This window comes from Streptomyces sp. NPDC031379 (genome assembly GCF_055569615.1).
Genome location: NZ_JBVIIT010000019.1, coordinates 1 through 24,370, shown reverse-complemented (window position 1 = coordinate 24,370; position 24,370 = coordinate 1). Strand labels below are relative to the sequence as shown.

The following is a 24,370-nucleotide window of genomic DNA, read 5'->3' as shown; positions in this document are numbered from 1 at the left end:
CGACATGGCCTTCCTTCCGACGGGAACGAAGTTCGCGTCAGAGTAGAGCCGGATGTACATCGATGTAAACGGGGGGGACGGGCCGGCCGCCGGACCGCCGGGATCCCCTCGATCACAGGCGCAGGACGATCAGAGCGGTGTCGTCGGTGATCCCGGCGGGCGGGATGAGGTCCGCCAGCAGGGCGTCGGCGAGGACCTCGGGGTCGGCGTGGCGGTGACGGGTGAGGGAGTGGGCGAGCCGGTCCAGGCCGGTGTCGATGTCTTCGTGGCGGCGCTCGACGAGGCCGTCCGTGTAGAGGACGAGGGCGGAACTCTCGTCGAAGGCGGTCCTGGCCTGGGGCCTGGGCACGTGGTCGGGACGGGCGCCCAACGGGGGGTCGGTCGCCTGGTCGAGGAAGGTGAGGGTGCCGTCGGGCGCCGCGAGGAGGGGTGGCGGATGGCCGGCGCTGCTGTAGGTGAGGGTGTGGCTGCTCCAGTCGATGAAGACCGACACGGCGGTGGTGGATTCCGCTCCGTCGACGAAGCGGGCGTACAGCCCGAGGACTTCGAGGGCCTGAGCGGGGCCGACCGCGACGCGGGACGCCGCGGACAGTGCGCTGCGCAGCTGGCCCATGACGCCCGCCGCCTGCAGTCCGTGGCCGACGACGTCGCCGACGGCCACGACGGTGCGGTCGGCGTCGGGCAGGTCCACGAGGTCGTACCAGTCACCGCACACATTCAGGGCACCGGTGGCGGGCCGGTAGCGTACGGCGACCCGGTGGTGGCCGATCGGCCGGGGCGCGGGCAGCATCGCCTCCTGCAGATGCAGGGCGATCTCGCGTTCGTGGGCGTGGGCCTGACGCAGGCTTTCGTTGACCTCCTGCAGTTCCTGGGCACGGCCGTAGAGTTCGGCTTCCAGGACCTGGTCGCGCTCGCCGTACCCTGCGCCGCGGGCGCGGATGAGTTCGGTGAGCTCCTCCACCCGGTGCAGCAGCAGCGCCACGGTGCCGTCGGGGCCGAGGACGGGGACGTTGACCGGACTCCAGTAGCGCTCCCCCCACACGCCGGGGCGATCGAGGTCCTCGACGTCGTAGCGCTGCAAGGCCATGGTGTCGCGTTCCCCGGTGGCCGCGACGCGCCGCAGCGAGGCGTACAGGTTGCGCATGCCGGTCGCGGCCGGGTCAGCGGGGTTCTCGGGGAAGACGTCGAACACGTAGTGGCCGACGACCTGCTCGCGGACGCGCCCGGCCATCGACAGGAACGCCGGGTTGGCGTCCGCGAACATCAGGTCGGGGGTGAGCAGCGCTACAGCGCCCGGCAAGGCCTCGAAGACCGCGCCGTAGTCGATGACGGGTCCCTTCACGCTCCACCTCTGCCCGCACAGCGCCGCAATCTCGGGTGCTCCCACGATAGGCGCGTCCGCCGGGGCGCGCCGTTCCGGACTGGGCCGACGGTGTCCTGCCCCGGCCGGGGGCGGGCCTGGGGTGTCGGCGCCCGAGGGGTCAGGTCGTCACATGCCGTTGGATCCAGTCGGCGGCCGTACGGCGGAACAGGCGGCGATTGTCCGCGCGGCGGAACTCGTGGCCCTCCTCGTGCAGCAGAAGGAGTTCCGCGTCCAGCCCGCGCTCCCTCGCCGCCCTGACGAACTGCTCCGACTCCCCCACGGGCACGTTGGTGTCGTGCTCACCGTGCACGGCCAGCACGGGGACGCGCAGGGCGTCGACACGGCTCATCGGTGACAGCGCCCGCAGCAGTTCGCGGTCCCGTTCGGGGTGCCCGTACTTGTGGGCGGCGGACTCCGCGAGCCAGGGTTCGGTGCCGGCGAAGAAGGTGGCCAGGTCCGACATCCCGCACACCGCCACACCGGTGCGGAACAGCTCCGGATGCCAGACGAGCGAGGCCATCGTCAGGTAGCCGCCGTACGAACGGCCCATCACCGCGAGGCGTCGCGGGTCGGCCAGCCCGGCCACGACCACATGGGCCGCGCAGGCGGCGACGTCTTCGAGCGCGGCGAAGCGGCCTTCGCCGAGGTCCGCGTCGACGAAGGAGCGGCCGTACCCGGACGAGCCGCGGATATCAGGGGCGAAGACGTCCAGTCCCCGGCCGAGCAGTTCGTGGTAGAGCGGGTCCAGCACCGGGCGTTCCTGTTCCTCGGGACCGCCGTGCAGGTGCAGGACGCAGGGCGCCGGCTCCTCCGGGGACCGGCCCGGCGCACGGTAGTACCAGCCCCCGAGGGCCAGCCCGTCCCGCGCCACGGGACGCAGGGGAACCGGCCGTACGGGAGGCCGGCCGGGCGGGACGGCGTCCTCGTCGCGCGAGGACCAGTGCGTGCGCAGTGCCGCGCCCTGGGGCAGCCACCACACCCCCGGCCGGCGCCGGGACCCCGACAGCGCGACGACGGGCCCGTCGGCGTCCGGGGTGGGCGCCACCCGGGTGACCACCTCGTGCGGCAGCGTGAAGGCATGGGACGGGCCTGCCGCGGCGGGTGCCCCGGCCGGACCCGTTCCGTCCTCTTCGGGTGCGGCCGGGCTCAGGGCGGTGACCTCCAGCTCGCTGACACCCCGCGCGTTCCACGACAGCACGGCGCTGCGCCCTGCCCGGGCGAGGCTGAGCAGTTCCAGGTCGCAGTCCGGACGGGCCGCGGCGACCCGGCGGCCCAGCCACTGGCCGCGCGGGTCGAGCCGGACCGCGACCAGCGCGGCGAACTCGCGTCCCGCGTCGCTGCGCAGCCACAGGGTGCGGCCGTCGGGCGAGAAGCCCCCGATCCACGGGTCGCCGTCGGCGACCCGGACCGAGCCGGTGACCGCGCGGTCCCGCAGGCGTACGACGAGTGCCTCACGGCGGCCTCGTGGCCCCCGGCGCACCAGGGCGAGCCCGCCCTCGCGGCTCAGGGCGCACACGCGCAGGGTCGGCGCCCCGGGTTCGCTCGCGACCAGCACCGGTGCGGTGGTGCCTTCGGGGTCGACGAGGTAGGCCGCCAGGGTCCGGTGGCCGGGTTCCCCCGGCGTCGTGCCGTGGCTGCCCTGGACGACGGCCCTGCCCGGCTCCTCGTGGGGAGCGGCGATGAGCGGCGTTCCGCCCAGGAGGATCGCCCGGCCGTCGCGGTCGGCCCAGCCTCCGGTGTGAACGGGCACCGGCGGGTCCGTCGTCGCCGTCGGCCCCTCGAGGACGATGTGCGCGGGACCGGGGGGCGGCGCGGGTTCGGTCACGGTCACCGCGACGGCCGAGCCGTCGGCTGCCCAGCAGCCGAGGTGGGCGGAGGCTCCGGGCTCGCCTCCGGCCAGCAGGCGCCGCATGGTGCCGTCGGGGCGCACGCACAGGACGCGGGTGAGTTCCCCGCCGCCGGGTGCGGTGGTGTACGCGATCCACCGGCCGTCGGGAGACCAGGACACCTCGATCACCGGGTCGGGATCGGCGTCGAGCAGATGCGGCTGGTCGCCGTCTACGGCGCCGGACCACAGTTGCGGTACGCCGGTGCGGTCACAGATGAAGGCGACGTGCCGCCCGTCGGGGTCCACGGACGGATACCAGCAGCCGTGCGCGATGAGCGGCTGCGGCACGTCGACCGGGGCCGACGTGTCGGGCAGGGGCACGGGCTCCGGCGCCGGCTGGGCCGCGTCGACCATCGGCTCCCCGACGGGCTCCGGCCCCGGACGCACCGCCGCCGTCACCGGTCCCCCGGCGGGCTCCGGCCCCAGACGCGCCGCCACCGGCCCCTCGGCGGGCTCCGCCCCTGGATGCTCCGCCGTCGTCACCGGTCCCCCGGCGGGCTCCGGCCCCAGACGCGCCGCCACCGGCACCGGGCTCTCGGCGACCTCCGCCGCCCGAGGGGCAACCGTCGGCAGCGGCCCCTCGGCAGGACCCGGCCCCGGATACGCCGCCGCCGACATCGGTCCCTCAGCAGAACCCGACCCCAAACCCGCCGCCACTGACCCACCGGCAGGACCCGACGCCCCATGCGCCGACCCCGACATCAGCCCCTCAGCAGAACCCGACCCCGGATACGCCGCCACCACCGGCCCACCGGCGGAATCCGATCCCAGCGGCTCCGCCGCCACCGGCCCACCTGCCGCATCAGGCCCCGGAGGGGCCGCCGTCGGCGCCGGTCCCCCAAGGGGCTCCGGCCGGGCACGGTCGTTCGGGTGGGGTGGCCCCTCCCGCGGCGCACGGTCGGCGGACGGACCCACCCGCGGCGCACGGTCGGTGGGCGGTGAGGCCGGGGCGGAGCCGGTGGGGGGAGCCGTCGGCCCTTGGGGGCTCGCCGTCGGGGTCAGCGGATGCCGTGCGTCTGCAGCCATGTCTCCAGCAGCGCTACCTGCCACAGTGTGTTCGCTCCTCGCCGGGTGTGGTGCGCGTCGGGTGCCGCGAGCAGTTCGGCGACGTACTCCTGACGGAAGACGCCGCGCTGTCGGGCTTCCGGGGCGGCGAGCGCCTCGCGGACCCGCTGCAGCACCGGGCCTGCCATGTGCTTGATCGCCGGGACCGGGAAATAGCCCTTGGGCCGGTCGACGACCTCTCGTGGGAGGACCTTGCGGCCGGCGGCCTTGAGGACACCCTTTCCGCCGTCGGCGAGCTTCAGCTCGGGCGGGCACGCCGCGGCCAGCTCGACCAACTCGTGGTCCAGGAAGGGCACCCGGGCCTCCAGCCCCCAGTCCATCGTCATGTTGTCCACGCGTTTGACGGGGTCGTCGACCATCATCACGTGCGTGTCCAGCCGGAGATCGGCGTCCAGCGCCGTCTCGGCGTCCTCGACCGCCATGTGGGCGCGGACGAACTCGGCGGAGGCGTCCCGCTCGGGCAGGAACCCCGGCTCGAGAATGCGGGACAGCTCGGCGTGGGACCGGTCGAAGTAGGTGTCGACGTACGCCTGCGCGGCCCGCTGCCGGGGCACCTCCGCCATCGCCGGGTACCAGTGGTACCCCGCGAACACCTCGTCCGCGCCCTGGCCGCTCTGGACGACCTTCACCTCCTTGGCGACCTGTTCGGACAACAGATGGAAGGCCACCACGTCGTGGCTCATCATCGGCTCGCTCATGGCGCGCACCGCCGACTCCAGTGCTCCCGACACCCGGTCGGAAGGCACCATCAACTGGTGGTGGCGGGTGTCGAAGTGGCGCGCCACGAGGTCGGAGTAGTGGAACTCGTCCCCCTCCTCGCCTCCTTCGGCCTCGAAACCGACGCTGAAGGTCGCGAGGTCGTGCTGCCCCTCGTCGGCCAGCAGGGCCACGATGAGGCTGGAGTCCAGGCCGCCGGACAGCAGCACACCCACCGGCACGTCGGCCACCATGCGGCGGCGTACCGCGGTGCGCAGCGCGTCCAGCACCGCCTCAGCCCAGTCCTCGGCGCTCAGGCCGGCGTACTGGGGGCGACGTGTGTACGCGGGCTGCCAGTAGCGGTGGTCGCGGTCGGTTCCGTCCGGTTCGATGACCCGCACGGTCGCCGGCGGGAGCTTGCGCACGCCGTTCAGGACGGTATGGGGTGCGGTCACGGTCGCATGCCAGCTGAAGTACTGGTGCAGGGCCACCGGATCGAGGGTGGTGTCGACGGCACCGCCCGACAGGAGGGCGGGCAACGAGGAGGCGAACCGCAGCCGGTCGGGTGTCGACGCCAGGTAGAGCGGTTTGATGCCGAGCCGGTCGCGGGCCAGCACCACACGTCCGCTGTCCAGCTCGACGATCACGAAGGCGAACATGCCGTAGAAGTGCCGGACGCAATCGGTGCCCCACTGCCGGTAGGCCTTCAGCACCACCTCGGTGTCGGAGTCGGAGAAGAACTCGTGGCCGAGCGCGCGGAGTTCGTCGCGCAGCTCGCGGTAGTTGTAGACGCAGCCGTTGAAGACGCCGGTGATCCTGGCGCGGGGGTCCGCCATGGGCTGGGCGCCGGTCTCCGACAAGTCGATGATCTTCAGTCGGCGGTGGCCGAGGGCCACCGGCCCCTGGGACCACAGGCCGCGCCCGTCGGGGCCGCGCGGTGCCAGCCGGTCGGTCATCCGTTCCACCGCCGCGACGTCCGGCCGCTCGCCGTCGAACCGTATCTCTCCGCTGAGTCCGCACATCAGAGAATCTCCCTCCCCCGGCCTGCGGGCCCTGCCGTGCGGGCCTTCCGGCTCGTGCGGCAGTGCCGTCGACCGGGCGGTCGCGTCCGCGCGGGGTGTCCGGTGAACGGGTGATCGGGGGCCGGGGGATCCTGCGTCATGTGCATGGGAGCGGAACTCTCCTCGGTAGGACGGCGGTCGCCGGTCGTCCGGGGCACGGCTGCGGGGCCGTACGAGGACCACCGGCGGCTTGGGCGGGTCACGCGCTCGCTGTGGGGGTGGCGGACCTGTCGGCGTACGGAGGGGCACGGAGCGCGTCGAGCGGCGGGGTGGGGCGCCGTGGACCGGCCGCAGGGCCCGGCGTCTGCCGTTCCCCGCGGGTCTCGGACACCAACAGGTCGATGCTGGCGAGAAGGTCTTCGGACGCGGCGGTCCGCCGCAGCCGGGCCGCCGCGGTGCCCGCGACCAGTGCCTCCTCGAGCAGTCCGTGCACGGTCTCCCAGTCGCCGGACGCCTCCAGCGCCGGGCGCAGCCTGGCCGGCATGCGCATGAGCACGGACGAGGCCGGTGCCGCGCGGCGCGTGACGGGGTCGACCAGGTCTCCTTCGAGGCCGGAGCGGGCCGCCCGCCAGGTGGCGGCCCGCAGCCAGTCGTGCCGGCCCTCGCACAGGGGACCGTCCGCACGTTCCAGGCGTTCGCAGGCCTCGCCTACCAGGGCCCGGAAGAGGGCCGCGACCAGGACCACGGTCTCCACCCGCGGGCAGGCGTCGCAGATCCGCAGTTCCAGCGTGTTCTGGTGGGCCGAGGGCCGGACGTCGTGGTAGATCATGCCCGCGTCGCTGATGACGCCCGACCGGATCAGTTCCGCGAGGGTCCTGTCGTAGTCGGCGGCGTCCGGGTGGCAGCCGGCCGGTCCCGCGGTCGGCCATCGCTGCCACAGCATGGTCCGCCAGCTGGCGTATCCGGTGTCGGACCCCAGCCAGAACGGCGAGCTGGCCGAGAGGGCCAGCAGCGGTGGCAGCCAGGGCGAGACCAGGCACATCGCGCGGACGGCGGTGTCCCGGTCGGGGACGTCGACGTGGATCTGCGCGCTGCAGATGAGCTGTTCGTCGGCGACCAGACGGTATTCGTCGGCCATGCGCCGGTAGCGGGGGTCGGCGGTGACGTCCGGGGAGCCGGCACCCGCCAGCGGAACGGTTCCGGCGGCCACGACCGCGAGGCCGAGGGTGGCCGCCGCCTCGTCCAGGCGGCGTCGCGACGCCGCGAGGTCCCGCCACAGGCCGTCGAGTGTGTCATGCACCCCGCTGTTGCTCTCCACGATCGACTGCTGCATCTCACCGGTGAAGCCCGGTGTGCCGATGCGGCCGAGCAGCTCGGCAGCGCGTGGAACGAGATGCCCGCTCTCCACGTCGAGCACATGGAACTCTTCTTCTGCACCCAGGCGCGCTGTCACGGTTGTCACTCCCTGCGACTAGTCCTCAGCCGCCGGTACACGGCCTGCCGGCCGGGTGACGGCGGTTGACCTGCTCCGTGTTCCCCTGATCAGTCAACGACAAGCGTGACAATCCGCACCTTGTGGAGCATTCCGCTCATGTGAGCGCGCCACAACCGAGCGTGCCGGCGCCGTCACGGCAACGCGGCCCGCGGGCAGGCGTGGTGTGCGCGCTCTGCGGGCAGCCGGAAGCCGAAGAGGGCGGAATCACAAGGGTGTTGACCAAGAGGAGGTCGGCGATGACGTGGTGGGTCTGGGTGGTGTTCCTCGTCGCGGTGGTCGGACTGCTGAGCGTGGCGACGCTGGCGGTGCAGGCCAAGCGCCGTGCCGGGACCGTGATCGCGGTGCGCGGCGGCCACCGGTCCGGCCGGGGAGGCCGGCGGTGACCGGGCTGATGCTCGCCTCCGAGTTGAACAAGCGGGTGGTCGTGACGCTGGGCGGCGAGGCGGTGGCGCAGGTGAAGGACACCGTCTTCGACGCGGGGGCGGGCCGGATCACCGGCTTCACGCTCAGCGGACGGGGTTTGCTCGCAGGGCCGCTGAAGCAGAGCCTGCCGTTCTCCGCGGTGCACGCCGTGGGGCCCGCGGCCGTGATGGTCGCGAGCGAGGCGGTCTTCGAGGACCGGGCAGCGGTCCTGGGCGCGGAGGCAGCCGGGCGCGGTGAGGTGATCGGGGTGCCGGTGATCACCGACCAGGGCACCGAGGTGGGTACCGTGCGCGACGTGGTGATCGAGGCCGGCACCAGCGGACGGGTGATCGGCTTCGAGGTCGCCGCCGACGAGAACCTGGACCGTCACCGGCGCCGGGTGTTCGTCCCGCGCGGGCAGACGTGGGCCGTTTCGGGGGAGGCGTTGGTGGTCCCCGCGCGAGCGAGCCATTTCGTCGCCGAGGACCTTCCCAGCTTCGGCGCACAGGTGGAGGCGTTCCGCGCGGACGCCGGTCAGGCGTGCGAGGGCACCACCGCACCCGGCGAAGGAGGCCTCGCATGACGCTCTTCACGCAGACCCAGGGCCTGGCGGTGATCACCGCCGAGGAGGCGGCGACCCTGGGCACGGTGAAGGATCTGACCGTCGACCCCCACTCCCGCAGCGTCGTCCGCCTGCGCCTGGCCGGTGCACCGAAAGATGCCGCTGTCATCGCCTGGAGTGCGGTGGAGGCGGTGGGACACGACGCCGTGATCGTGCGCTCCCGTACCGCCGCCCAGTCCGGGCACGACGACGTCCCCGCGCATCACGAAGCCCTCGGGAGCCGGGTGCTGACGGAACACGGGGTGGAGCACGGAACCGTCAAGGATGTCTCCTTCGACCCCGTGTCGGGAAAGATCCTCACCGTCTGCACGGCCCTCGGCGACATCGCGGGAGAGCGTCTCATCGGCCTCGGCTCCCATGCCATGGTCGTGCGTGCCGAGCCTTCCTGACGCCCGCGTGAGGCGGGAGCGCCGGCGGCTACGGGACGGTACGCCAGGCGTTCTCCGTGTGGGCGTGCGGGCCGGTGTTCCAGTCCAGGCGCAGGATGGCCAGGTCGTCGGTGTGGCGATCGGCGTTGAGGGTCCGGGTCCGGGCGATGAGCTGGTCGAGGTGGCTGCCGGGGTCCGGCGTCGGGATGGTGCCGATCAGGCGCAGCAGGCCCTCCACGCCCAGCCTGGAGCCGTCGTGGCCCGCATATCCTTCGATGAGTCCGTCGGTATAGGCGAGGAGGGCGCCGCGGCGGGGCAGGGTGAGCGTCGTGGCCGGCCACTTGCCCAGTCCGGGCGCGATGCCGAGGGCCACTCCGTGTGCCGCGGCGACCTCGCGGGGGCCGTCCGGGGTGAGCAGCAGGGGACCGTGGTGGCCGGCCAGGTGCAGTGTGAGGGTCGCCGTCTCCGGGTCGAGCGTGATGAGCGAGCAGGTCGTGAACAGATCGCTGCCGGTGCGTTCGGCGATGTGTATCTGTTCGAGCAGATGCAGCAGTTCCTCGTCGCGGTGGCCGCCGAGGGTCAGGGCCCGCCAGGCTATGCGAAGGCACACGCCGAGGGCGGCGGCGTCGGGTCCATGACCGCTGACGTCTCCGATGACCGCGTGCACCTGCCCGTCGCCGGTCTGCACCACATCCAGGAAGTCGCCTCCCAGGAGCGCCTGAGCGCGTCCCGGGAAGTAGCGGCTGGAGGCGGTGACCGCGGGGGACGACAGGATGGGGTCCGGCAGCAGTCCACGCTCCAGGCGGGCGTTCTCCTGCGCGCGCAGCCGCCCCACCTGGAGGGCCGCGTTGGCGCGTTCGGCCTGCTTGCGCTGGACGGCGTAGCGGACGGCGCGCTGCATCAGGTCCGGCTCGACCCTGCCCTTGATCAGGTAGTCCTGGGCGCCTGCGGCAAGCGCGTCGACCCCCGCTCGCGGCTCCTGCAGGCCGGTCAGCACGATGACGGCGGCATGGGTGTGCGTCTGGATCGCCTGGACCGTCTCCACCCCGGAGACGTCGGGCAGGTGCAGGTCGAGCAGCACGCAGTCGACGGAGTCCGTGGCGAGCAGGGCGCGGGCGTCGGCGGCTGTCCGGCGGCGCGCGAGGGTGTGCGGCAGGTCCGTGTCGATGAGAAGTTCCTCGACCAGCAGGGCGTCTCCGTCGTCGTCCTCGACCAGCAGGATGCGGAAGTGCTCGGCGCGGCCTGTCGTTTCTTCTCTCACGGCTGCGTCTCCCCGGCCTCGGCCGCGGGCGCGGGGTCGTCCGGGAGGGGGAGGGTGAAGACGACACGGGTTCCCGGCCGGTGTGCGGGGTCGATGCCGATGGTTCCGCCGTGGAACTCCACGACCTTCTTGCACATGGCCAGGCCGATGCCCGTGCCCGGATAGGCGTCCTTGGTGTGCAGCCGCTGGAAGAGGATGAAGACCTTCTCCTGGAACTCCGGCTCGATGCCGATGCCGTTGTCGGTGACCGCGAACTCCCCCGTGCCGTCGGCGGATGCCGCGCTGATGTGGATGCGCGGCGGACGGTCCGGGCTGCGGAACTTGACGGCGTTCGACAGCAGGTTCTGCCAGAGCATGCCCAGTTGGGTGGGGTCCCCGACGACGGACGGCAGCGGATCGTGGGTGATCTCGGCGCCGCTCTCCTCGATGGCGACGCTCAGGGTGTCCATGGTCCGGCCGAACACGTCCTCGAGGTCCACGGTGTGGTGGTCGGCGTGCACGCGGCCGACGCGGGAGAAGGCCAGGAGGTCGTTGATGAGGAGCTGCATGCGGTTGGCCCCGTCGACGGCGAAGGCGATGTACTGGTCGGCCCTCTCGTCCAGCCGGCCGCCGTAGCGCCGTTGCAGCAGCTGGGTGAAGCTGGACACCTTGCGCAGCGGTTCCTGCAGGTCGTGCGAGGCGACGTAGGCGAACTGCTCCAGTTCCGTGTTGGAGCGCTTGAGGTCGACCGCCTGTTCGTCCAGCAACGCGCGCGAGGCTTCGCTGAACTCCAGTTCCTCCACCAGCCGGCGGCGCATCGCGTCGACGTCCGCGGCCAGTTGCCGCAGGTCCGCGGGGCCGAAGACGGCGAGGGAGCGGTCGAAGCGACCGCTCGCCACGTCACGGGCGGCCGATCCGAGTTGGCCCAGCGGAGCGGTGATGCCCCGCCGCAGCCCCTCGAAGACGAGGAAGGCGACCAGGACGATCACGACGGCGATGACACCGAACATCCAGTTCCGCAGCGTGACGGCGCTGCGCAGGTCCCGGGCGGCCGCCGTCCGCTCGTCCTGCAGATGACGCTGCTGCCGGGTCATCGCACGCCGCAGAGAGTCGAACGTGGTCTTCCCCTCCGCGGCCCGTTCGGCGGCGAGCCGGACGGCGTCCCCGGCGGGGGCGGACGAGACGGGGCGGGCTATCCGCTCCTGCCAGCTACGGGCCAGCTCGGTCACCTCGGCGAGATCCGCACGTGCCCGCGCGTCACTTTCCAGCCGCGGCCGCAGACCGCGTACGGCAGCCCGCTCGTCCCGCACGCCCTGGGCGTAGGGCTGGAGGAAGTCGCGGCGGCCGGACAGCCCGTAGCCGCGGATTCCGGTCTCCTCGTCGATCAGGGCCCGCTCCAGGCGGATCGCGTCGATGAGTGCGGGCGAGCGCCTGTCCACCAGCTCGGCCGTGATCTGCGACGTACGCCACATCGCCCAGCCGCCCAGCGCTCCCAGCACCGTCAGCACGACCAAGGTGCCGGCGACACCGACGCGCAGCCAGCGGCGAGTGGTCCAGCGGGCGAACGCGTGCCGGGTGACGGACGGCTTGCTGTCCATGACGGTGTGCGGCCTCCTTCGGTGCTCGACCGGCAGCGTCCTGGGCGCGGCCGGTCGGGCAACTCTAACGCTGCCTGACAACACATGTTGTCGAATGTTCGATCCACGCCTTAGGGTGCTGCCATGCCCGGCCGCCCTTCCGCCCCCCACCCGCCCGGCACGGACCTGACCGCCCTCGTGACCGAGGCGGTCGACGAACTCGCCCGCCGCCTCGCCCAGGACGCCGCCGCACCGACCGGCTCGCACGACGCGACAACGGATGCCCGCCAGCGGGCGCTCGCACACCTCCATGTGCTCGGCACGGTCAGGAGAGCCGTCCGGCAGCTGGAGGACGAGGCCGCGCGCGCCGCCGCCGCGAACGGCGCGGGTTACCCCGAGATCGGCCAGGCCGGCAACATGAGCCGGCAAGGCGCCCGGCGCCGCTGGCCCGGCCTCGTCACCAGTCGCACCCCCCGCCCGATCGCCCGACCCAACCCCCGGAGTTCGTAACCCATGGCTGCCGCCACCACCCACCCCTACGACGTGCTGCTGGTCGAAGACGACGTCGCCGACGCCATGCTCATCCAGGACGCCCTCGCCGAGCGCGGAACCCGGAACCTCACCCAGGTCTCCGACGGGGTGGCGGCCCTGGAGTACCTGCGCGACCCGCGCAGCACACGGCCCGACCTCATCGTGCTCGACCTGAACATGCCGCGGATGAACGGCCGTGAGTTCCTCGCCGTGGTGAAGGAGGACACCGACCTGCGCACCATCCCGGTGGTCGTCCTCACCACGTCCTCGGCGCCCGACGACGTGACCGGCGCCTACCGCCACCATGCCAACGCCTACGTGACCAAGCCGGTCAACCTCGAGGAGTTCGAGGCGGCGGTGCGCAGCATCGACGCCTTCTACCTGGACGTGGCGGTCAAGCCCCCGAAGCAGTAGGCCGGCCCCCACCGGGCCGGCCGGCGCCGGTTGCCCGGCGGCCTGGTGGGTACAGCGTCCGCATGAGGATGACAGCCGTCCGGTCCCGGGGTTGCTGGAAGTGATGACTGCGTGACTGGACTCGGCGGGGTCGGTGACGGCCGGGCGAACGAAGCGGACGAGACCCCCGACATACGTGCCCCGGAGATCGCCGAGGCCGTGGAGAGCCTGTCGGACCTGTGGTCGACCGCCGCGCAACGAGCGGGCCTGCGCCTGTCGCCACTGCAGTTGCGGGGCCTGCGAATACCGGAGGCGGCGCCCGGCCTGAATCTCACGGGTCTGGCCGAGCGCCTGGACATCGGGCTGCCCACGGCCAGTCGGCTGTGCGACCGGCTGGAGGCGGCCGGCCTGCTGGAGCGGGCACCGCATCCGCACAATCGGCGCGAAGTCCAGTTGAGCCTCACGGCCCAGGGCCGTCAGGTTCTCGCCGAGGTGGCCTCGTCCAGGGCGCGGGCGCTGGCCGCCGTGCTGGCCGGGATGGAGGCCACGGAACGTGCGGAACTGGGCCGGGGGCTGCGCGCCTTCCTCCTGGCCCAGGAGCGCAGGTCGGCGCGGCCGGACTCCCCCGGGACGCACGGGCAGTGACCGGTGCGGGCCGGGCGGCCGGACGGGAGCGCTCAGTGGCCGGTCGGCCTTCCGTGCCAGTCCAGGCACAGCACGAGAGCGTCGTCGTCCGGCATCGCGTCGCCTCGGTGGCCGGTCAGTTCGCGCAGGATGGAGCGCGGTACCTCGGCCGCCGGCTGGAGCCGGGTGGCCTGGATCGCGCGGGCGAGGGACGCGTCTCCGTAGGGCTCACCCTTGGGGGACGCCACGGCGTGCACCCCGTCGCTGACGAAGACGAGCCGGTCGCCGGGCTCGACCGTGAACTCCTGTGCCACGTAGTCCGTCTCCTCGAACATGCCGAGCGGGAGCTGGGCGTCGAAGTCGACGGATTCCACGACGCCGTCGCGCAGGCGCAGCATCCGGGGGGAGCCGGCGTCCACCACCCTCGCCCGGCCCGTGGTCAGGTCGAAGTCGAACATCAGGACGGACAGGTAGCAGCGGCCGCGGTAGTGGGCGTAGACGGCCTGATCGGCCAGGGCTGCCTGGTCGGCGATGGAGACGCCGGCCCGTCGCGCGTTGCGCAGGGCGTTGATGGCCAGGGTCGTCAGCAGGGAGGCCTCGATGCCCTCGCCCATGCCGTTGGTGACGTAGAGCATCAGGTGGTCGGCGCCGGCCGACCAGTCGAAGTTGTCGCCGAAGATGGCATAGGCGGGCTCCAGTTGCGCCGCCAGGTCGTATTCGGGGCGGGAGCACGAGCGGCCGGGCAGCAGCTGCCACTGCATCTCGGCGGCCAGCGTCAGCCGGTTCTTGCGTCGCGTGCGGAGGTAGAGGTCGGTGTCCCGCTCGGCCACCACCATTTCGTGCCCCAGCACCTCGGCGATCTCGCGCAGCTCCGCCTCGTGCCGGCGGGCGTGTTCGCCGCCGGGCAGGGTCACGGTCAGTACGCCGAGGCGGTCACCTCGCACGCTGACCGGCAGATGCAGCCGCACCCGGCCGTCCCGGTCGCCCTCGGCGTACGGCTGCTGGGAGCCGAAGGCCCGTCCGGCCGGGCTGTTGTACACCGACAACGGCTCCGATGTGTGCGGCGGCACGGACAACGGCTGAAGCACCGTCAGGCCGTAGTCGGCGATCGACAGCTCGACACTCGTCGCCGCGTACTGTTCGGCGAGTACGCGACTGACGGCTTCGAGCAGCTCGTGGGGGGCCGCTGTGCGCAGAGCGCGCTCAGCGGCGAGGAATCTGTTCATGACGGGAAACAAAGCCAATCTCTTGCCGGACATCTTGCGGGCCTCGCTCAGGAGGCGGACTTCCTCGTGGGCCGCGCCGGTCCGTAGGACATCGGTGACCGGCGCCTGCACCTAGTACGCTGGCGGGCACCCCAGTGCCTGCGAGAGTGTGACCGTGACTGCCTTCCATCGCCGCCCGGAGCCCGAAGAGATCGCACGCGTGACCTCCACGGCCTCCGAGCTGCTGGAAGTCCTGTGGGGGCGGGCCTCCACCGCTCCGGCCTCCGCGTCCCAGCTGCGGCTGCTGCACATCCTCGAGCACCAGGACGGGATCAATCTGCGCACCCTCGCCGAGTCCCTCGCCTCGACGCCGCCGGCGACCAGCCGGCTGTTCGACAGGCTGCAGGCGGCCGGTTTCGTCGAGCGTGCGAACAGCCCGGACGACCGTCGCGAGGTGCGCCTGCACCTGAGCATCCGGGGGCGTGCCTTCCTGGCCGACCTGCGCGGACGGCGAGAGGCGCAGCTACAAGCCGTCCTCGAACTGATGCCCGCCGCCAAGCGCGTCGCGCTCGCGGAAGGGCTCGAGGCCTTCTGTGCCGCGGCGGCCACGCAGATACACGACGACGCCCAGGGGTCCGGCAGCCGGACGGCCTGAACCGCCGGGCACGACGCCGGCACCCTTCTGGCTCGACCACGGTGACCAGCACACGGAGCGGTCCGCGCCCACCGCAGCATCCCAGTCCCTTCCGCGCGCATGTCCGACGGACACGGCTACTTTGTTGTCTCATGGCTATAGTTGTCAAACGGCAACAGAGGCGCATGCAAAGGCCCTTGGCATGGCCGGCTTCCCGGCGCACGCCCGCACCGGGCAGGCGTCAGGTCGCCGGATCGTCCCGGGGAGCCGCGTGCACGGTGCTCAGGTCCGCCAGGCCCGACACGGTCAGGACCGGCCGGAGCAGTGACGGAGCGATCAGCTCGATGCGCTCGGCATGGGTGAACAGGACGTTCAGGCCGGCGCTGTCCAGGTAGTCGACGGCGGTCAGATCGACCACGACGGCGCCGGGAATCCCGTCCAGGGCCCGGGCCAGCTCCTCGCTGTTGCTGAGGTCGATCTCGCCCTCGACGATGAGGAGCGACGTGCCGTCGCGCCGTCTCGCCTGCGCGATGGTGAGCGGAGTGGGCATCAGAGGATCCTCGTGTACATGTCGATGGTGGTCCCGGTCGGGGCGGGGTCGATGGTCACGTGCTCCATCAGCTTCCGCATGAGACTGATTCCCCGGCCGCGCAGGGGGTTGGCCTCGGGCCGGGGTTCCTTCCACCGTCCGCTGTCGGCGACGCTGAGACGGACCCGCTGGGCGGAGGCTTCGGCGTGCAACCGGACGGCGGCACCGGGGGCGTCGCGGTGGCCGTGTTCGACGGCGTTGGCGCACGCCTCGCCCGCCGCGATCAGCAGGTCCATCACGGCCTTCGGCGGCAGTCCGCAGTTCTCGAGCCAGGTGCGCAGGGCGTGGCGGACCGGGGCCAGCTGACCCGACCGGGCGGGGAAGGAGATGCTGAGCGGCGCGGGGTGCCGGTACAGCAGCAGGGCCACGTCGTCCTCGTAGCCGTCCGGCGGCGCCAGGCGGTCCATGACGTGCGCGGCGAGTTCGTCCAGGTGCACGTCGCCGCCCGTCCCGAGGACGTCGCGGGCGCGGTCGATTCCCGTGTCCAGGCCCTGTCGCCGGCGTTCGACGAGTCCGTCGGTGTACAGCAGGAGGGTCGACCGGGCCGGCAGGGCGGTGGTCGCTTCCGGTCGCGCACGTCCCGGCCGCACGCCGAGGGGCAGCGAGCGGCCTCCTTCGAGCAGCTCCGTGGCGCCGTCGGGGCGGGCGATGATGCCCGGTGGGTGTCCGGCGCCGGCATACGTCAGAGCACCGGTGCGCGGGTCGAGGACACCGCAGAAGACGGTGGTGCAGGCGGCGTCGGCGATCCCGGTGGCGAAGTGGTCGAGGGCGGCGAGGGTACGGCCGGGGCTGGTGTCCTGCAGGAACAGGGCGCGGCAGGCGCTGCGGAGCTGGCCCATGACGGCGGCCGCGCGCAGACCGCGTCCGACGCAGTCGCCGACGACGATGCCGATCCTGCCGTCGGGCAGGGGGATGGTGTCGTACCAGTCACCGCCGACTTCCAGCGGCGGTGTGGCGGGTTCGTAGCGGACGGCGAAGCCGCCGGGCAGTTCGGAGGGGCCGAGGATGGCCCTTTGCAGGGCCAGTGCGGTTCCGCGTTGCTGGTCGAACTGGTGCGCCCGGGTCAGCGCCTGGGCGAGATGCCCGGCCAGCAGGGCCAGCAGCAGGTGGTCCTCGTCGCTGAAAGGACGGTGACGGCCCGTTTCCACCCACAGCGCCATCGGGCCGTCGGGGTGCTCCAGCAGGATTCCGGCTCCGGTGGTGTCGGAGGCCGAGGTGAGCAGGGGACGCTGGTGCAGCTCGGTGATCGTGTGCCGGCGCCGCTCGGGCAGTTCCTGCCAGTCGAGCGGGGTGGTGGCGGTGACGGAGGGCGGTTCGCCGCAGTGGAGGACGGCCGCCACGACATGGTCGGCACGCCACACTTCCCGGAGCTGGTCCAGGGCCGCGGCGAGGGTGTCGGTCAGGCTGGCCGCCCGGGACAGACGGGTGCTGAGCGCGGCGAGCGCGCTCTCCCGCTGGACGGCGTAACGCTCGGCGGTGACGTCACGGAAGGTGCCGACGATCGCACGGCGCCCGGTGCCGGGATCGTGGGCGTGGGTGAAGGTCACCGCGACCCACAGCCGGCGCCCGTCCCGGCGGGTGACGGGCACGGTGCGGGTGCCGTGCCGCTCGCGCAGGAGCGCGGTCAGGGCGTCGGCGGCCTGCCGGTGACCGTCCGGATCCACGGTGGCGTCGGGCCACCAGGGATGGAGGGGACGGTAGGGCAGCCCTTCGGGGCCGTAGCCGAGGATGTCGGTGAAGGCCGTGTTGATCTCGATCACGGCGCCGTTCTCGTCGCAGACGAAGAAGGCCTCCTGGAGGGAGTCCACGAGTGCGGTGCGCCACCGTACGTAGTGGGCGCGCAACCGGGCCAGTTCGACGTTGGCGCGGACCCGTGCCAGCAGTTCGGCGGCGGCGAACGGTTTGACGAGGTAGTCGTCGGCCCCGGCCCGCAGGCCCTCGATGGCCGCTTCCTGACCGGCCCTGGCGGACAGCAGCAGCACGGGGAGCGAGGCGGTGCGGGAATCCGTGCGCAGGGCGTGCAGCAGCGACAGGCCGTCGACGCGGGGCATCATCACGTCGCTGACGACCAGGTCGGGGGGCGCGCCGCGGACGGCCCGCAGCGCCTGTTCGCCGTCGGCGACGGCGGACACCCGGTAGCCGGCCTGGGTGAGGAGCCGGGCGAGGTACTCCCGCATGTCCGTGTTGTCGTCGGCGATCAGCACACGAGCCGGCTGTCCCTCGGTGTGCGGCGCGGCGGACACCTCCGGCGTGGCGCCCGCACTCGCGTGTTCGGTCGCGGCGTCCGTGCCCGGCAGCCAGCGCAGGGCCTCCTGCACGTAGGGGGCCGCCGTCACGGCGGGCACGTGAGGTCCCGCGGTGGCGACGGCCTCGGCGGGCAGGTGCGCCGTGCCGAAGGGCAGGCGGATGGTGAAGCGGGTGCCCTTGTCCTCCTCGCTGTCGGCGGTGATGGTGCCGCCGTGCAGCGAGACCAGCTCCCCGACGAGGGCGAGGCCGATGCCGCTGCCCTCGTTGGACCGGGCCCGGCTGCCGCTGATGCGGTGGAACCGCTCGAACAGCCGGGGCATCTCGGCGGCCGGGACCCCGACCCCGGTGTCCGCGACGAGCACCTCGGCCGAGCCGTCCCGCTCCCGTACGGCGACCGTGATCGCGCCATGGAAGGTGAACTTCAGGGCGTTGCTGAGCAGGTTGAGGAGGACCTTCTCCCACATGCCCCGATCGATGTGGACCGGCTGGGACAGCGGCGCGCAGGCCACGTCGAAGGCGAGTCCGGCCCGGTCGACGGCGGAGCGGAAGACACTGGCCAGCTCGGCGGTCACGGCGGCGAGGTCGACCGGCTCGTAACGGGCCTCCATCCGGCCGGCCTCGATGCGGGAGAAGTCGAGCAACGTGTTCACCAGCTTGCCCAGCCTCAGCCCGTTGCGGTGGATCGCTTCCAGTTCCTGCCGGACCGAGGGGGCCGCGTCCGGGAGCCGGGTGAGCAGTTCCTGTGCCGGGCCCGTCATCAGGGTGAGCGGGGTACGGAACTCATGGCTGATGTTGGAGAAGAAGGTCGTCTTGGCCCGGTCGAGTTCGGCGAGTTCCTCCGCCCGTCGCTGCTGTGCGCGGTAGCTGCGCGCACTGCCGATGCCGGCCGCCAGGTGCCCGGCCGTCAGGTCGATGAACCCGCGGTAGCCGTCGTCGAGGGGACGGTAGCGGTTCAGGGCGGCCACCAGGAATCCGTACGGCTCGCCGCCCTGCTGCGCAAGCGGTACCACGAGGGCGTCGGTGGGCTGCTCGGCCCAGTCCCCGCCGGGTGGGGTGCCGAACCGTTCGTCCGTCAGCGGCACCCGCACCGACTCGCCGCGCCCCACGGCGGCCGAGGGCCACAGGTGGTCCGCCCGGCCTTCCGGCAGCAGGGCGGGGGCGGCCGGGTGGCCGGCGGGCAGGCCCGTGCTCCCGGCCAGCCGGGCACCCCCTTCCTCGAACAGGTAGGTCAGGGTGAAGGGCAGGTCCCTCGCGTTGCGCGCCAGCTGCCGGCAGGCGAAGGCCAGCGTCTCCGCCTCGGTGCGGACCACGGTGGGATCGGAGCCCAGGTCGCGCAGCGTCGCCATCCGCCGTTCGCCCACGACCCGGTCGGTGTCCTCGCTGACCACGCAGAGCATGCCGACGACCTGCCCGTCGTCGTCGCGCAGGGGACTGTAGGAGAAGGTGTGGTACGTCTCCTCCGGGTAGCCGGAGCGTTCCAGCAGCAGCAGGAGCGCCTCGTCCCAGGTGGCTTCCCCGGTGCCGAGCACCCGGTCGATGCGGGGACCGATGTCGGGCCAGATCTCCGCCCACACCTCACGGGCCGGAAGGCCCAGCGCCCAGGGGTACTTGCGGCCCAGGGTGTCGCGCCGGTAGGCGGCGTTGCAGAAGAACGTCAGCTCGGCTCCCCAGGCCATCCACATGGGGAAGCGTGAGGAGAGCATGATGCTGACGGCGGTCAGGAGACTCTGCGGCCACCGCTCCGGCGGGCCGAGCGGTGTGAGCGCCCAGTCGACGGCGGCGAGGTCGGCACCGACCCCCCCCCCCCCCTCCAACACCCCGTTTCTTTCCCCGGTCCTATGCGGGCGCCAGCGGGTGCGGTCCGCCCCCAACCCCGACGTTGCTCCTCCCGAGGTCCCCCCCCCTCCCCCCCCCCCCCCCCCCCCCCCCCCCCCCCCCCCCCCCCCCCCCCCCCCCGCCCCCCCCCCCCCCCCCCCCCCCCCCCCCGCCGTCGGCGAACACCTCGTGCGCGCCCGCGGTCCGCGCCGTGCGCCGCGTGGCGCCGTCCGCCCCCACGCCGGCCGTCTCGCTCATGTAGGCTCCGATCTTCCCCCGTTGCGGGTCGCGTGCCATGTGGATCGGCTGAGCCGACGCGACCGGCAGCTCCGCGTGCCCCGTCTGCCCCGCGAGGGACACTCCATCCCTGCCGGTGTGCGGGATTCGTGAACGCGGTGGCGAACAGTGCGCGGGGGCGGCCGGTGGGTGCGCACGACGGACGGAGGCACCGCTCACACGGCCGGGGCCGGGGGGGCCGGAGCGTCCGGTCACGGGCTCCTGGGGTCAGGTGACGCCGGCCCTGGTGGCGTCACCGTCCGCCTCGGGCGTGCGGGTGTCCTCGGGGCGCGCGGGCCCGATGAGGTGCTCCAGGACGTTGGTGAGGCGGAGCCTGTCGTCCAGGAAGCGGGGGCGGTTGTCCAGGCTCAGTTCGGCGCCCACGGCACCCGCGTGCCGGTGGATCATCAGCAGGGCGGAGAGTCCCGAGGAGTCGATCCACGTCAGGGCACCGAAGTCCAGCCGTACCTGACGGGGGCCCGGATGCCGTTCGAGGTGGTCGGCGAAGGTGTCCACCAGGTCGTCGCTGGTGTCGTAGTCGAGTTCGCCGGCGACGCGCACCGTCAGCGTGGTCGGCTCTCTGGTCACCGTGAGGCGGAAATCGTCGGGCGGGTGCTCGGTCATACGCGGGTGTCGGGTCGGCGGGCGGGGAGGGAGCGCACCGCGCGGGCCCCGTCGTGGAGCAGGCGGAGGGTGCGGGGGAAGTCACGCAGTTGTTCGGTCAGGGCGGCCAGCCCGGCGAGCAGGGAGTGCGCCGGTACCCGCCGCGCTTCCAGGATGCCGGCGGTCCAGGTGAGGAACGTGGTGAAGACCTGGGCGTCGTCGACGTACAGCGCGGTGGCCAGGAAATCGACGATGTGGGCGATGTCCTCGGCGGTCCGTTCCCGCTGGGCGTCGGAGTAGCCCCGCATCGCGGGGAAACGGTCCTCCAGATCGGCGAGGGTCTGTTTCACCAGCCGCCCGCGGGAGTTGACGATCATCGTGTATTCCTGGTCGGCCAGGTGCGGCAGGTCGTCCACGACCTGCCGCACGGCCGCCGGTGCCGGCCGGGCCAGTCCGGCCTCCAGCGCCGAGGCGGCCGCACGGGCGTCGGCGGCCCAGCGGTCGGCTCCCAGTGCGTGGGCGTATCTGCCGTCGGGGCCGAAGGCGCGCCCGCCGGCCAGGACCGGTATGCCGACGGCCTGGCAGGCGGTGATGGCGGTGTGGGCGGTCGGCAGATGGGTGGGCAGGGAACTCGACAGCAACACGGCCTGCGGATCGGTGTGGTGCAGGTGGGCGATCAGGTGCGGGGTGGGTGTCTGCGCGCCGAGGTAGTCGACCTGCCAGCCACGCAGCCGCAGCACCTCGGTCACGAGCCGGGCGGGGAAGGCGTGCCACTCGCCGTCCACGCATCCGACCGTCACTCGCCCCCGGTCCCCCGGTCCCCGCTGCCGATGGTGGGCCAGCGCGGCGACCACGCGTTCGTTGATGGCGGTGGCGGCGTGTTCCTGGGCCACGGTGAAGCGGTCGGCGGCCCATTCGTCGCCGACCTTCGCCTGGACCGGCGCGATGACGTCCAGGAGCAGCGCCTCCTCGTGGATGCCGTCGGCCAGTGCCGTACGGACGGTGTCCACCGCGTCGTACTCGTCACCGGCGGCGACGGCCTCCCACAGCCGGTCGCGGGACTCGGCCGTCGTGGCGGGGTGGATCACCTGCTCCTCCTGGGATGGGGATGGTGGCCGGTGCCGCCCACGACCGTGAGCGGACCGGTCCGCGGGGCACTGACGGCGAGTGTGGCCATGTCGTCGTGGCGGCCCGCTCCCACCCACTGGGAGGCGAGCATCTGGACGCGTTCCACGACCGCTTCCGCGGGCATCCCCGCGCATTCGGCCAGGGCCCGCTGCAGGCGGGGTTCGCCGAAGAACTCGTCGCCGAGCGGCCCGCCGCGGGCCTCGGTGATGCCGTCGGTGTACAGCAGGCACGTCTCCCCCGGCGCGAGCGTCGCCTCGACCGTGTGCGCGGTCACCGCGGGCAGGGCACCTACGAGCGTGCCGCGGGTGGGGACCTGTTCGACCTCGCCGTCGCCGCGGACGATGAGCGGCGGCAGATGCCCGGCGCTGGTCAGCCGCAGGTGCACGCGCCCGGCCCGACGGCACACGGAGGCCAGCACCAGCGTGGCGAAGCGGGTGTGATGGGAGTTCAGCAGCGCGCCGTTGAGGAGGTCCAGTACCTTCCGGTGGTCCCCGGCCAGGGGCAGCAGGGCGTGCAGGGTGTTGCGGATCTTGCCGGTCAGCACGGCCGCGTCCAGGCCCTTGCCCGCCACGTCTCCGAGCACGACGAGGGTTTCCTGGGTGGAGTCGGCCGCGGGGTGGAAGTCGTAGAAGTCCCCGCCGACCCGTTCGTGGTCCTTGGAGGGGCGGTAGCCCGCGGCGTACTCCACGCCGTGGGCTCGGTGCAGGACCGGCGGGAGCAGCTCCCGCATCAACGTGGCGGTGATGGCGGCCTGTTCCGTGTACAGCCGCGCCGCGGACAGGGCGGCACCGGCCCGCGCGGCGAACAGCCGGGCGAAGACCTCTTCGCCTTCGGAGAAGGTCTTCTCGGCGCTGGAGCGCAGCAGGACCAGCGCGCCGGCCGGCACGCCGTGGCCGGGCAGCGGAGCCACGATGACCGAGCCGGCCGCACCCGAAAAGCCGTCGGGGAGCAGCCAGTCCGGGATGTCGGCGGGGTTGATCCAGCGTGCGGGGACGGGCGGGAAGCCCTGCAGCGCCTCGCTGAGACCGGGAACGCCGCGCGGGTCGATCTGGCGGGTCAGCTGGGTGGCGGGCCCGCCGCGCACCGCGTAGGTCAGGGTGTGGCGCCGGCCGTGCGGCGGGGAGACGAGCACCGCCGCCTCGGCCAGGTGCTCGGCGGCCACGGCCGCGGCCACTTCCATGCAGCGAGGCACGTTCAGGGTGGACAGAAGGCTGCTGGAGACCTCGGCGAGGACGTTCGTCCGCTCCTGGGCGCTGTGCAGCGCCTGTTCGGCGAGGCGGCGGTCGGTGTCGTCGACCAGCCACCAGACCACGTCCCCGGCCGCGGACGCGGAGGGGTGGGCCTCGAAGACGCGTTCCTCGATGGCGCCGCTCGGCGGAGCGGAGGCCGCACCGTCCCGCCCCTGGACGAGCCGCTGGTGGGCATCGGACAGCCAGGCGGGGACCACGTCGTGCAACCGGTCACCCTGGCCGACGTCCGGCAACAGCGCCCGGGCGGCCTGGTTGATCTGGATCAGGCCGCCGTGGTGGTCGACGACCAGGACGGGGTAGGGGGCGTCACCCCACGTCGCACCGACACTGGCGGCGGCGTTGCGCGGGCTGGCCGAGGAGCCGCGAAAAGCGCACACAAGCAGGGGCACGCATGGTGCGCACCCCACCACCTTCCTGCTCTGGGAAATAGATGCCGTCCGACAACAGTCCCGCATCGATCTCCCGCACGCAAGCCACCGCCCCTGAGCGGTGGTCCCGGGACGCGGCCGCCACCCCTGGTGCGAAGCGGCCGGCCCGCACAGGACCAGTGTCTGTGGCTCTCGTCTCCCCCGCCGTTCCGGGTGAACCTCCATCCTTCGCGGTGACATGGCGTCCGGGTGTTCGATCGACGCCGGTGCGGCGTGCCGTGCCGCCGGCGGGCACCAGGACGGCCTGCGACACCCCGTCAAGGCAGCCGCCCCGGCCGGGGTTGCGCGAGCGCGTCGGAACCGTCGTCCGAGAGGGCGATGCGGGCGGTGATCCGTTTGCCCAGGGGATTGCGCTGCGCCACGAACGCCTGGACGACGGCCATGACGATCTCCAGGCCGTGCTGCCCCACCCGGCCGGGATCCACCGCCCGGGCCACGGGCAGCACCGGACTGGAGTCCCACACCGCCACCTCGACCAGGCCGCCGACGATCCGCAGGTCCAACAGGACCGGTCCCGGGGCGTACTTGCAGGCGTTGGTCACCAGCTCGCTGACCACCAGCTGGGTCAGGTCCAGCGCCCGGGCCGAGACCGGGCGTCCGTGCTCGGCCCGCACACGGGTCAGGAACCGCACCGCCCGTCGTCGTGCCTCGGCGATGCAGCCTGCGCCCCCGTCGAAGGCGGTGGTGGTCTCCATCGGCGCGGCGTCCGGTCCCCAGCCGCCGCGGAGGCAGGCCACGGCCGCCGTGGAAACCGTTGTCGAAACGTTCACTCGGCTGCGTCTGCCCGTCTTTCCCGCCTCCATGCCCACCGATACGAATCTGCTCGTAAGGGGTGGTCAGCGGGTGGTCAGCAGGCCTTCCCTGAGTCGCTTGAGGGTGCGGGAGAGCAGTCGTGACACATGCATCTGGGAGACCCCCAGACGCTCGCCG

At 72.9% G+C, this 24,370-nt stretch carries 21 protein-coding genes; 7 read left to right on the top strand and 14 right to left on the bottom strand.

The genetic code is table 11. The annotated features are described in order from the left end of the window. Positions 1–112: 112 nt before the first annotated feature. From ACZ5CW_RS25855 to ACZ5CW_RS25840, 4 genes are all read right to left on the bottom strand, one after another. Positions 113–1,342 carry a PP2C family protein-serine/threonine phosphatase gene (locus tag ACZ5CW_RS25855; RefSeq protein ID WP_468605267.1) on the bottom strand — a complete coding sequence of 410 codons (1,230 nt, stop codon included), beginning with the start codon at positions 1,340–1,342 and terminating at the stop codon, positions 113–115. A gap of 139 nt (positions 1,343–1,481) precedes the next feature. Then, positions 1,482–3,605 carry a prolyl oligopeptidase family serine peptidase gene (locus ACZ5CW_RS25850; RefSeq protein ID WP_468605585.1) on the bottom strand — a complete coding sequence of 708 codons (2,124 nt, stop codon included), beginning with the start codon at positions 3,603–3,605 and terminating at the stop codon, positions 1,482–1,484. 644 nt (positions 3,606–4,249) lie between these two features. Next, positions 4,250–6,034, bottom strand: coding sequence for an N-acetylglutaminylglutamine amidotransferase (locus tag ACZ5CW_RS25845; protein WP_468605265.1), 1,785 nt, complete (start codon positions 6,032–6,034; stop codon positions 4,250–4,252). A gap of 238 nt (positions 6,035–6,272) precedes the next feature. Further along, a complete protein-coding gene (locus ACZ5CW_RS25840) occupies positions 6,273–7,466 on the bottom strand; it encodes a carboxylate-amine ligase (RefSeq protein WP_468605263.1) in 1,194 nt (397 codons plus the stop codon). 278 nt (positions 7,467–7,744) lie between these two features. Here ACZ5CW_RS25840 and ACZ5CW_RS25835 point away from each other — a divergent pair, with 278 nt between their 5' ends. Genes ACZ5CW_RS25835 through ACZ5CW_RS25825 form a run of 3 tightly spaced genes read left to right on the top strand, consistent with a single transcriptional unit; the run spans position 7,745 to position 8,921 of the window. Then, complete coding sequence (locus ACZ5CW_RS25835) at positions 7,745–7,891, top strand: hypothetical protein (protein WP_468605261.1); 147 nt, start codon at positions 7,745–7,747, stop codon at positions 7,889–7,891. Beyond that, positions 7,888–8,493 carry a PRC-barrel domain-containing protein gene (locus ACZ5CW_RS25830; RefSeq protein WP_468605259.1) on the top strand — a complete coding sequence of 202 codons (606 nt, stop codon included), beginning with the start codon at positions 7,888–7,890 and terminating at the stop codon, positions 8,491–8,493. Before ACZ5CW_RS25835 ends, ACZ5CW_RS25830 begins: the two co-directional genes overlap by 4 nt. Continuing rightward, entirely contained in the window at positions 8,490–8,921 is a 432-nt protein-coding gene (locus tag ACZ5CW_RS25825) for a PRC-barrel domain-containing protein (RefSeq protein WP_468605257.1), read from the top strand. The genes ACZ5CW_RS25830 and ACZ5CW_RS25825 overlap by 4 nt, the downstream gene beginning before the upstream one ends. A 28-nt stretch (positions 8,922–8,949) precedes the next feature. On the opposite strand, the gene ACZ5CW_RS25820 is transcribed toward ACZ5CW_RS25825, so the two are convergent. Both ACZ5CW_RS25820 and ACZ5CW_RS25815 read right to left on the bottom strand, forming a co-directional pair. Further along, positions 8,950–10,161 carry a PP2C family protein-serine/threonine phosphatase gene (locus ACZ5CW_RS25820; protein ID WP_468605255.1) on the bottom strand — a complete coding sequence of 404 codons (1,212 nt, stop codon included), beginning with the start codon at positions 10,159–10,161 and terminating at the stop codon, positions 8,950–8,952. Continuing rightward, positions 10,158–11,738 carry a sensor histidine kinase gene (locus ACZ5CW_RS25815; RefSeq protein WP_468605253.1) on the bottom strand — a complete coding sequence of 527 codons (1,581 nt, stop codon included), beginning with the start codon at positions 11,736–11,738 and terminating at the stop codon, positions 10,158–10,160. The genes ACZ5CW_RS25820 and ACZ5CW_RS25815 overlap by 4 nt, the downstream gene beginning before the upstream one ends. Positions 11,739–11,861: 123 nt before the next feature. Here ACZ5CW_RS25815 and ACZ5CW_RS25810 point away from each other — a divergent pair, with 123 nt between their 5' ends. The 3 genes from ACZ5CW_RS25810 to ACZ5CW_RS25800 all read left to right on the top strand — a co-directional run bounded on the left by ACZ5CW_RS25810 (position 11,862) and on the right by ACZ5CW_RS25800 (position 13,286). Next, on the top strand, positions 11,862–12,227 hold the full coding sequence (locus tag ACZ5CW_RS25810; protein ID WP_468605251.1) for a hypothetical protein: 366 nt from the start codon (positions 11,862–11,864) through the stop codon (positions 12,225–12,227). A 3-nt stretch (positions 12,228–12,230) separates the two neighbouring features. After that, positions 12,231–12,662 (top strand): response regulator, encoded by a 432-nt coding sequence (locus tag ACZ5CW_RS25805; protein WP_468605249.1) that lies wholly within the window; start codon positions 12,231–12,233, stop codon positions 12,660–12,662. A gap of 111 nt (positions 12,663–12,773) precedes the next feature. After that, entirely contained in the window at positions 12,774–13,286 is a 513-nt protein-coding gene (locus ACZ5CW_RS25800) for a MarR family winged helix-turn-helix transcriptional regulator (protein ID WP_468605247.1), read from the top strand. A gap of 32 nt (positions 13,287–13,318) precedes the next feature. Here the strand turns inward: ACZ5CW_RS25800 and ACZ5CW_RS25795 are convergent, their stop codons facing one another. Next, a complete protein-coding gene (locus ACZ5CW_RS25795; RefSeq protein WP_468605245.1) occupies positions 13,319–14,491 on the bottom strand; it encodes a PP2C family protein-serine/threonine phosphatase in 1,173 nt (390 codons plus the stop codon). Positions 14,492–14,639: 148 nt separating this feature from the next. On the opposite strand from ACZ5CW_RS25795, the gene ACZ5CW_RS25790 reads away from it, so the two are divergent. After that, positions 14,640–15,125: a MarR family transcriptional regulator gene (locus ACZ5CW_RS25790; RefSeq protein WP_468605243.1), complete on the top strand. Its 486-nt coding sequence runs from the start codon at positions 14,640–14,642 to the stop codon at positions 15,123–15,125. Positions 15,126–15,345: 220 nt separating this feature from the next. Here the strand turns inward: ACZ5CW_RS25790 and ACZ5CW_RS25785 are convergent, their stop codons facing one another. The 7 genes from ACZ5CW_RS25785 to ACZ5CW_RS25755 form a co-directional block, all read right to left on the bottom strand. Beyond that, a complete protein-coding gene (locus ACZ5CW_RS25785; protein ID WP_468605241.1) occupies positions 15,346–15,654 on the bottom strand; it encodes an STAS domain-containing protein in 309 nt (102 codons plus the stop codon). After that, positions 15,654–19,622 carry a SpoIIE family protein phosphatase gene (locus ACZ5CW_RS25780; protein WP_468605583.1) on the bottom strand — a complete coding sequence of 1,323 codons (3,969 nt, stop codon included), beginning with the start codon at positions 19,620–19,622 and terminating at the stop codon, positions 15,654–15,656. Before ACZ5CW_RS25780 ends, ACZ5CW_RS25785 begins: the two co-directional genes overlap by 1 nt. Before the next feature lie 637 nt (positions 19,623–20,259). After that, positions 20,260–20,655, bottom strand: a complete 396-nt coding sequence (locus ACZ5CW_RS25775) for an STAS domain-containing protein (RefSeq protein WP_468605239.1) — start codon at positions 20,653–20,655, stop codon at positions 20,260–20,262. Further along, positions 20,652–21,722, bottom strand: coding sequence for a cobalamin B12-binding domain-containing protein (locus tag ACZ5CW_RS25770; protein WP_468605237.1), 1,071 nt, complete (start codon positions 21,720–21,722; stop codon positions 20,652–20,654). Before ACZ5CW_RS25770 ends, ACZ5CW_RS25775 begins: the two co-directional genes overlap by 4 nt. Beyond that, positions 21,719–23,401, bottom strand: a complete 1,683-nt coding sequence (locus ACZ5CW_RS25765) for a PP2C family protein-serine/threonine phosphatase (RefSeq protein ID WP_468605235.1) — start codon at positions 23,399–23,401, stop codon at positions 21,719–21,721. The genes ACZ5CW_RS25770 and ACZ5CW_RS25765 overlap by 4 nt, the downstream gene beginning before the upstream one ends. Before the next feature lie 296 nt (positions 23,402–23,697). After that, positions 23,698–24,135, bottom strand: a complete 438-nt coding sequence (locus ACZ5CW_RS25760; RefSeq protein ID WP_468605581.1) for an ATP-binding protein — start codon at positions 24,133–24,135, stop codon at positions 23,698–23,700. Positions 24,136–24,276: 141 nt separating this feature from the next. Beyond that, a partial coding sequence (locus ACZ5CW_RS25755) for a sigma factor-like helix-turn-helix DNA-binding protein (RefSeq protein WP_468605579.1) occupies positions 24,277–24,370 on the bottom strand: 94 nt, incomplete at its 5' end.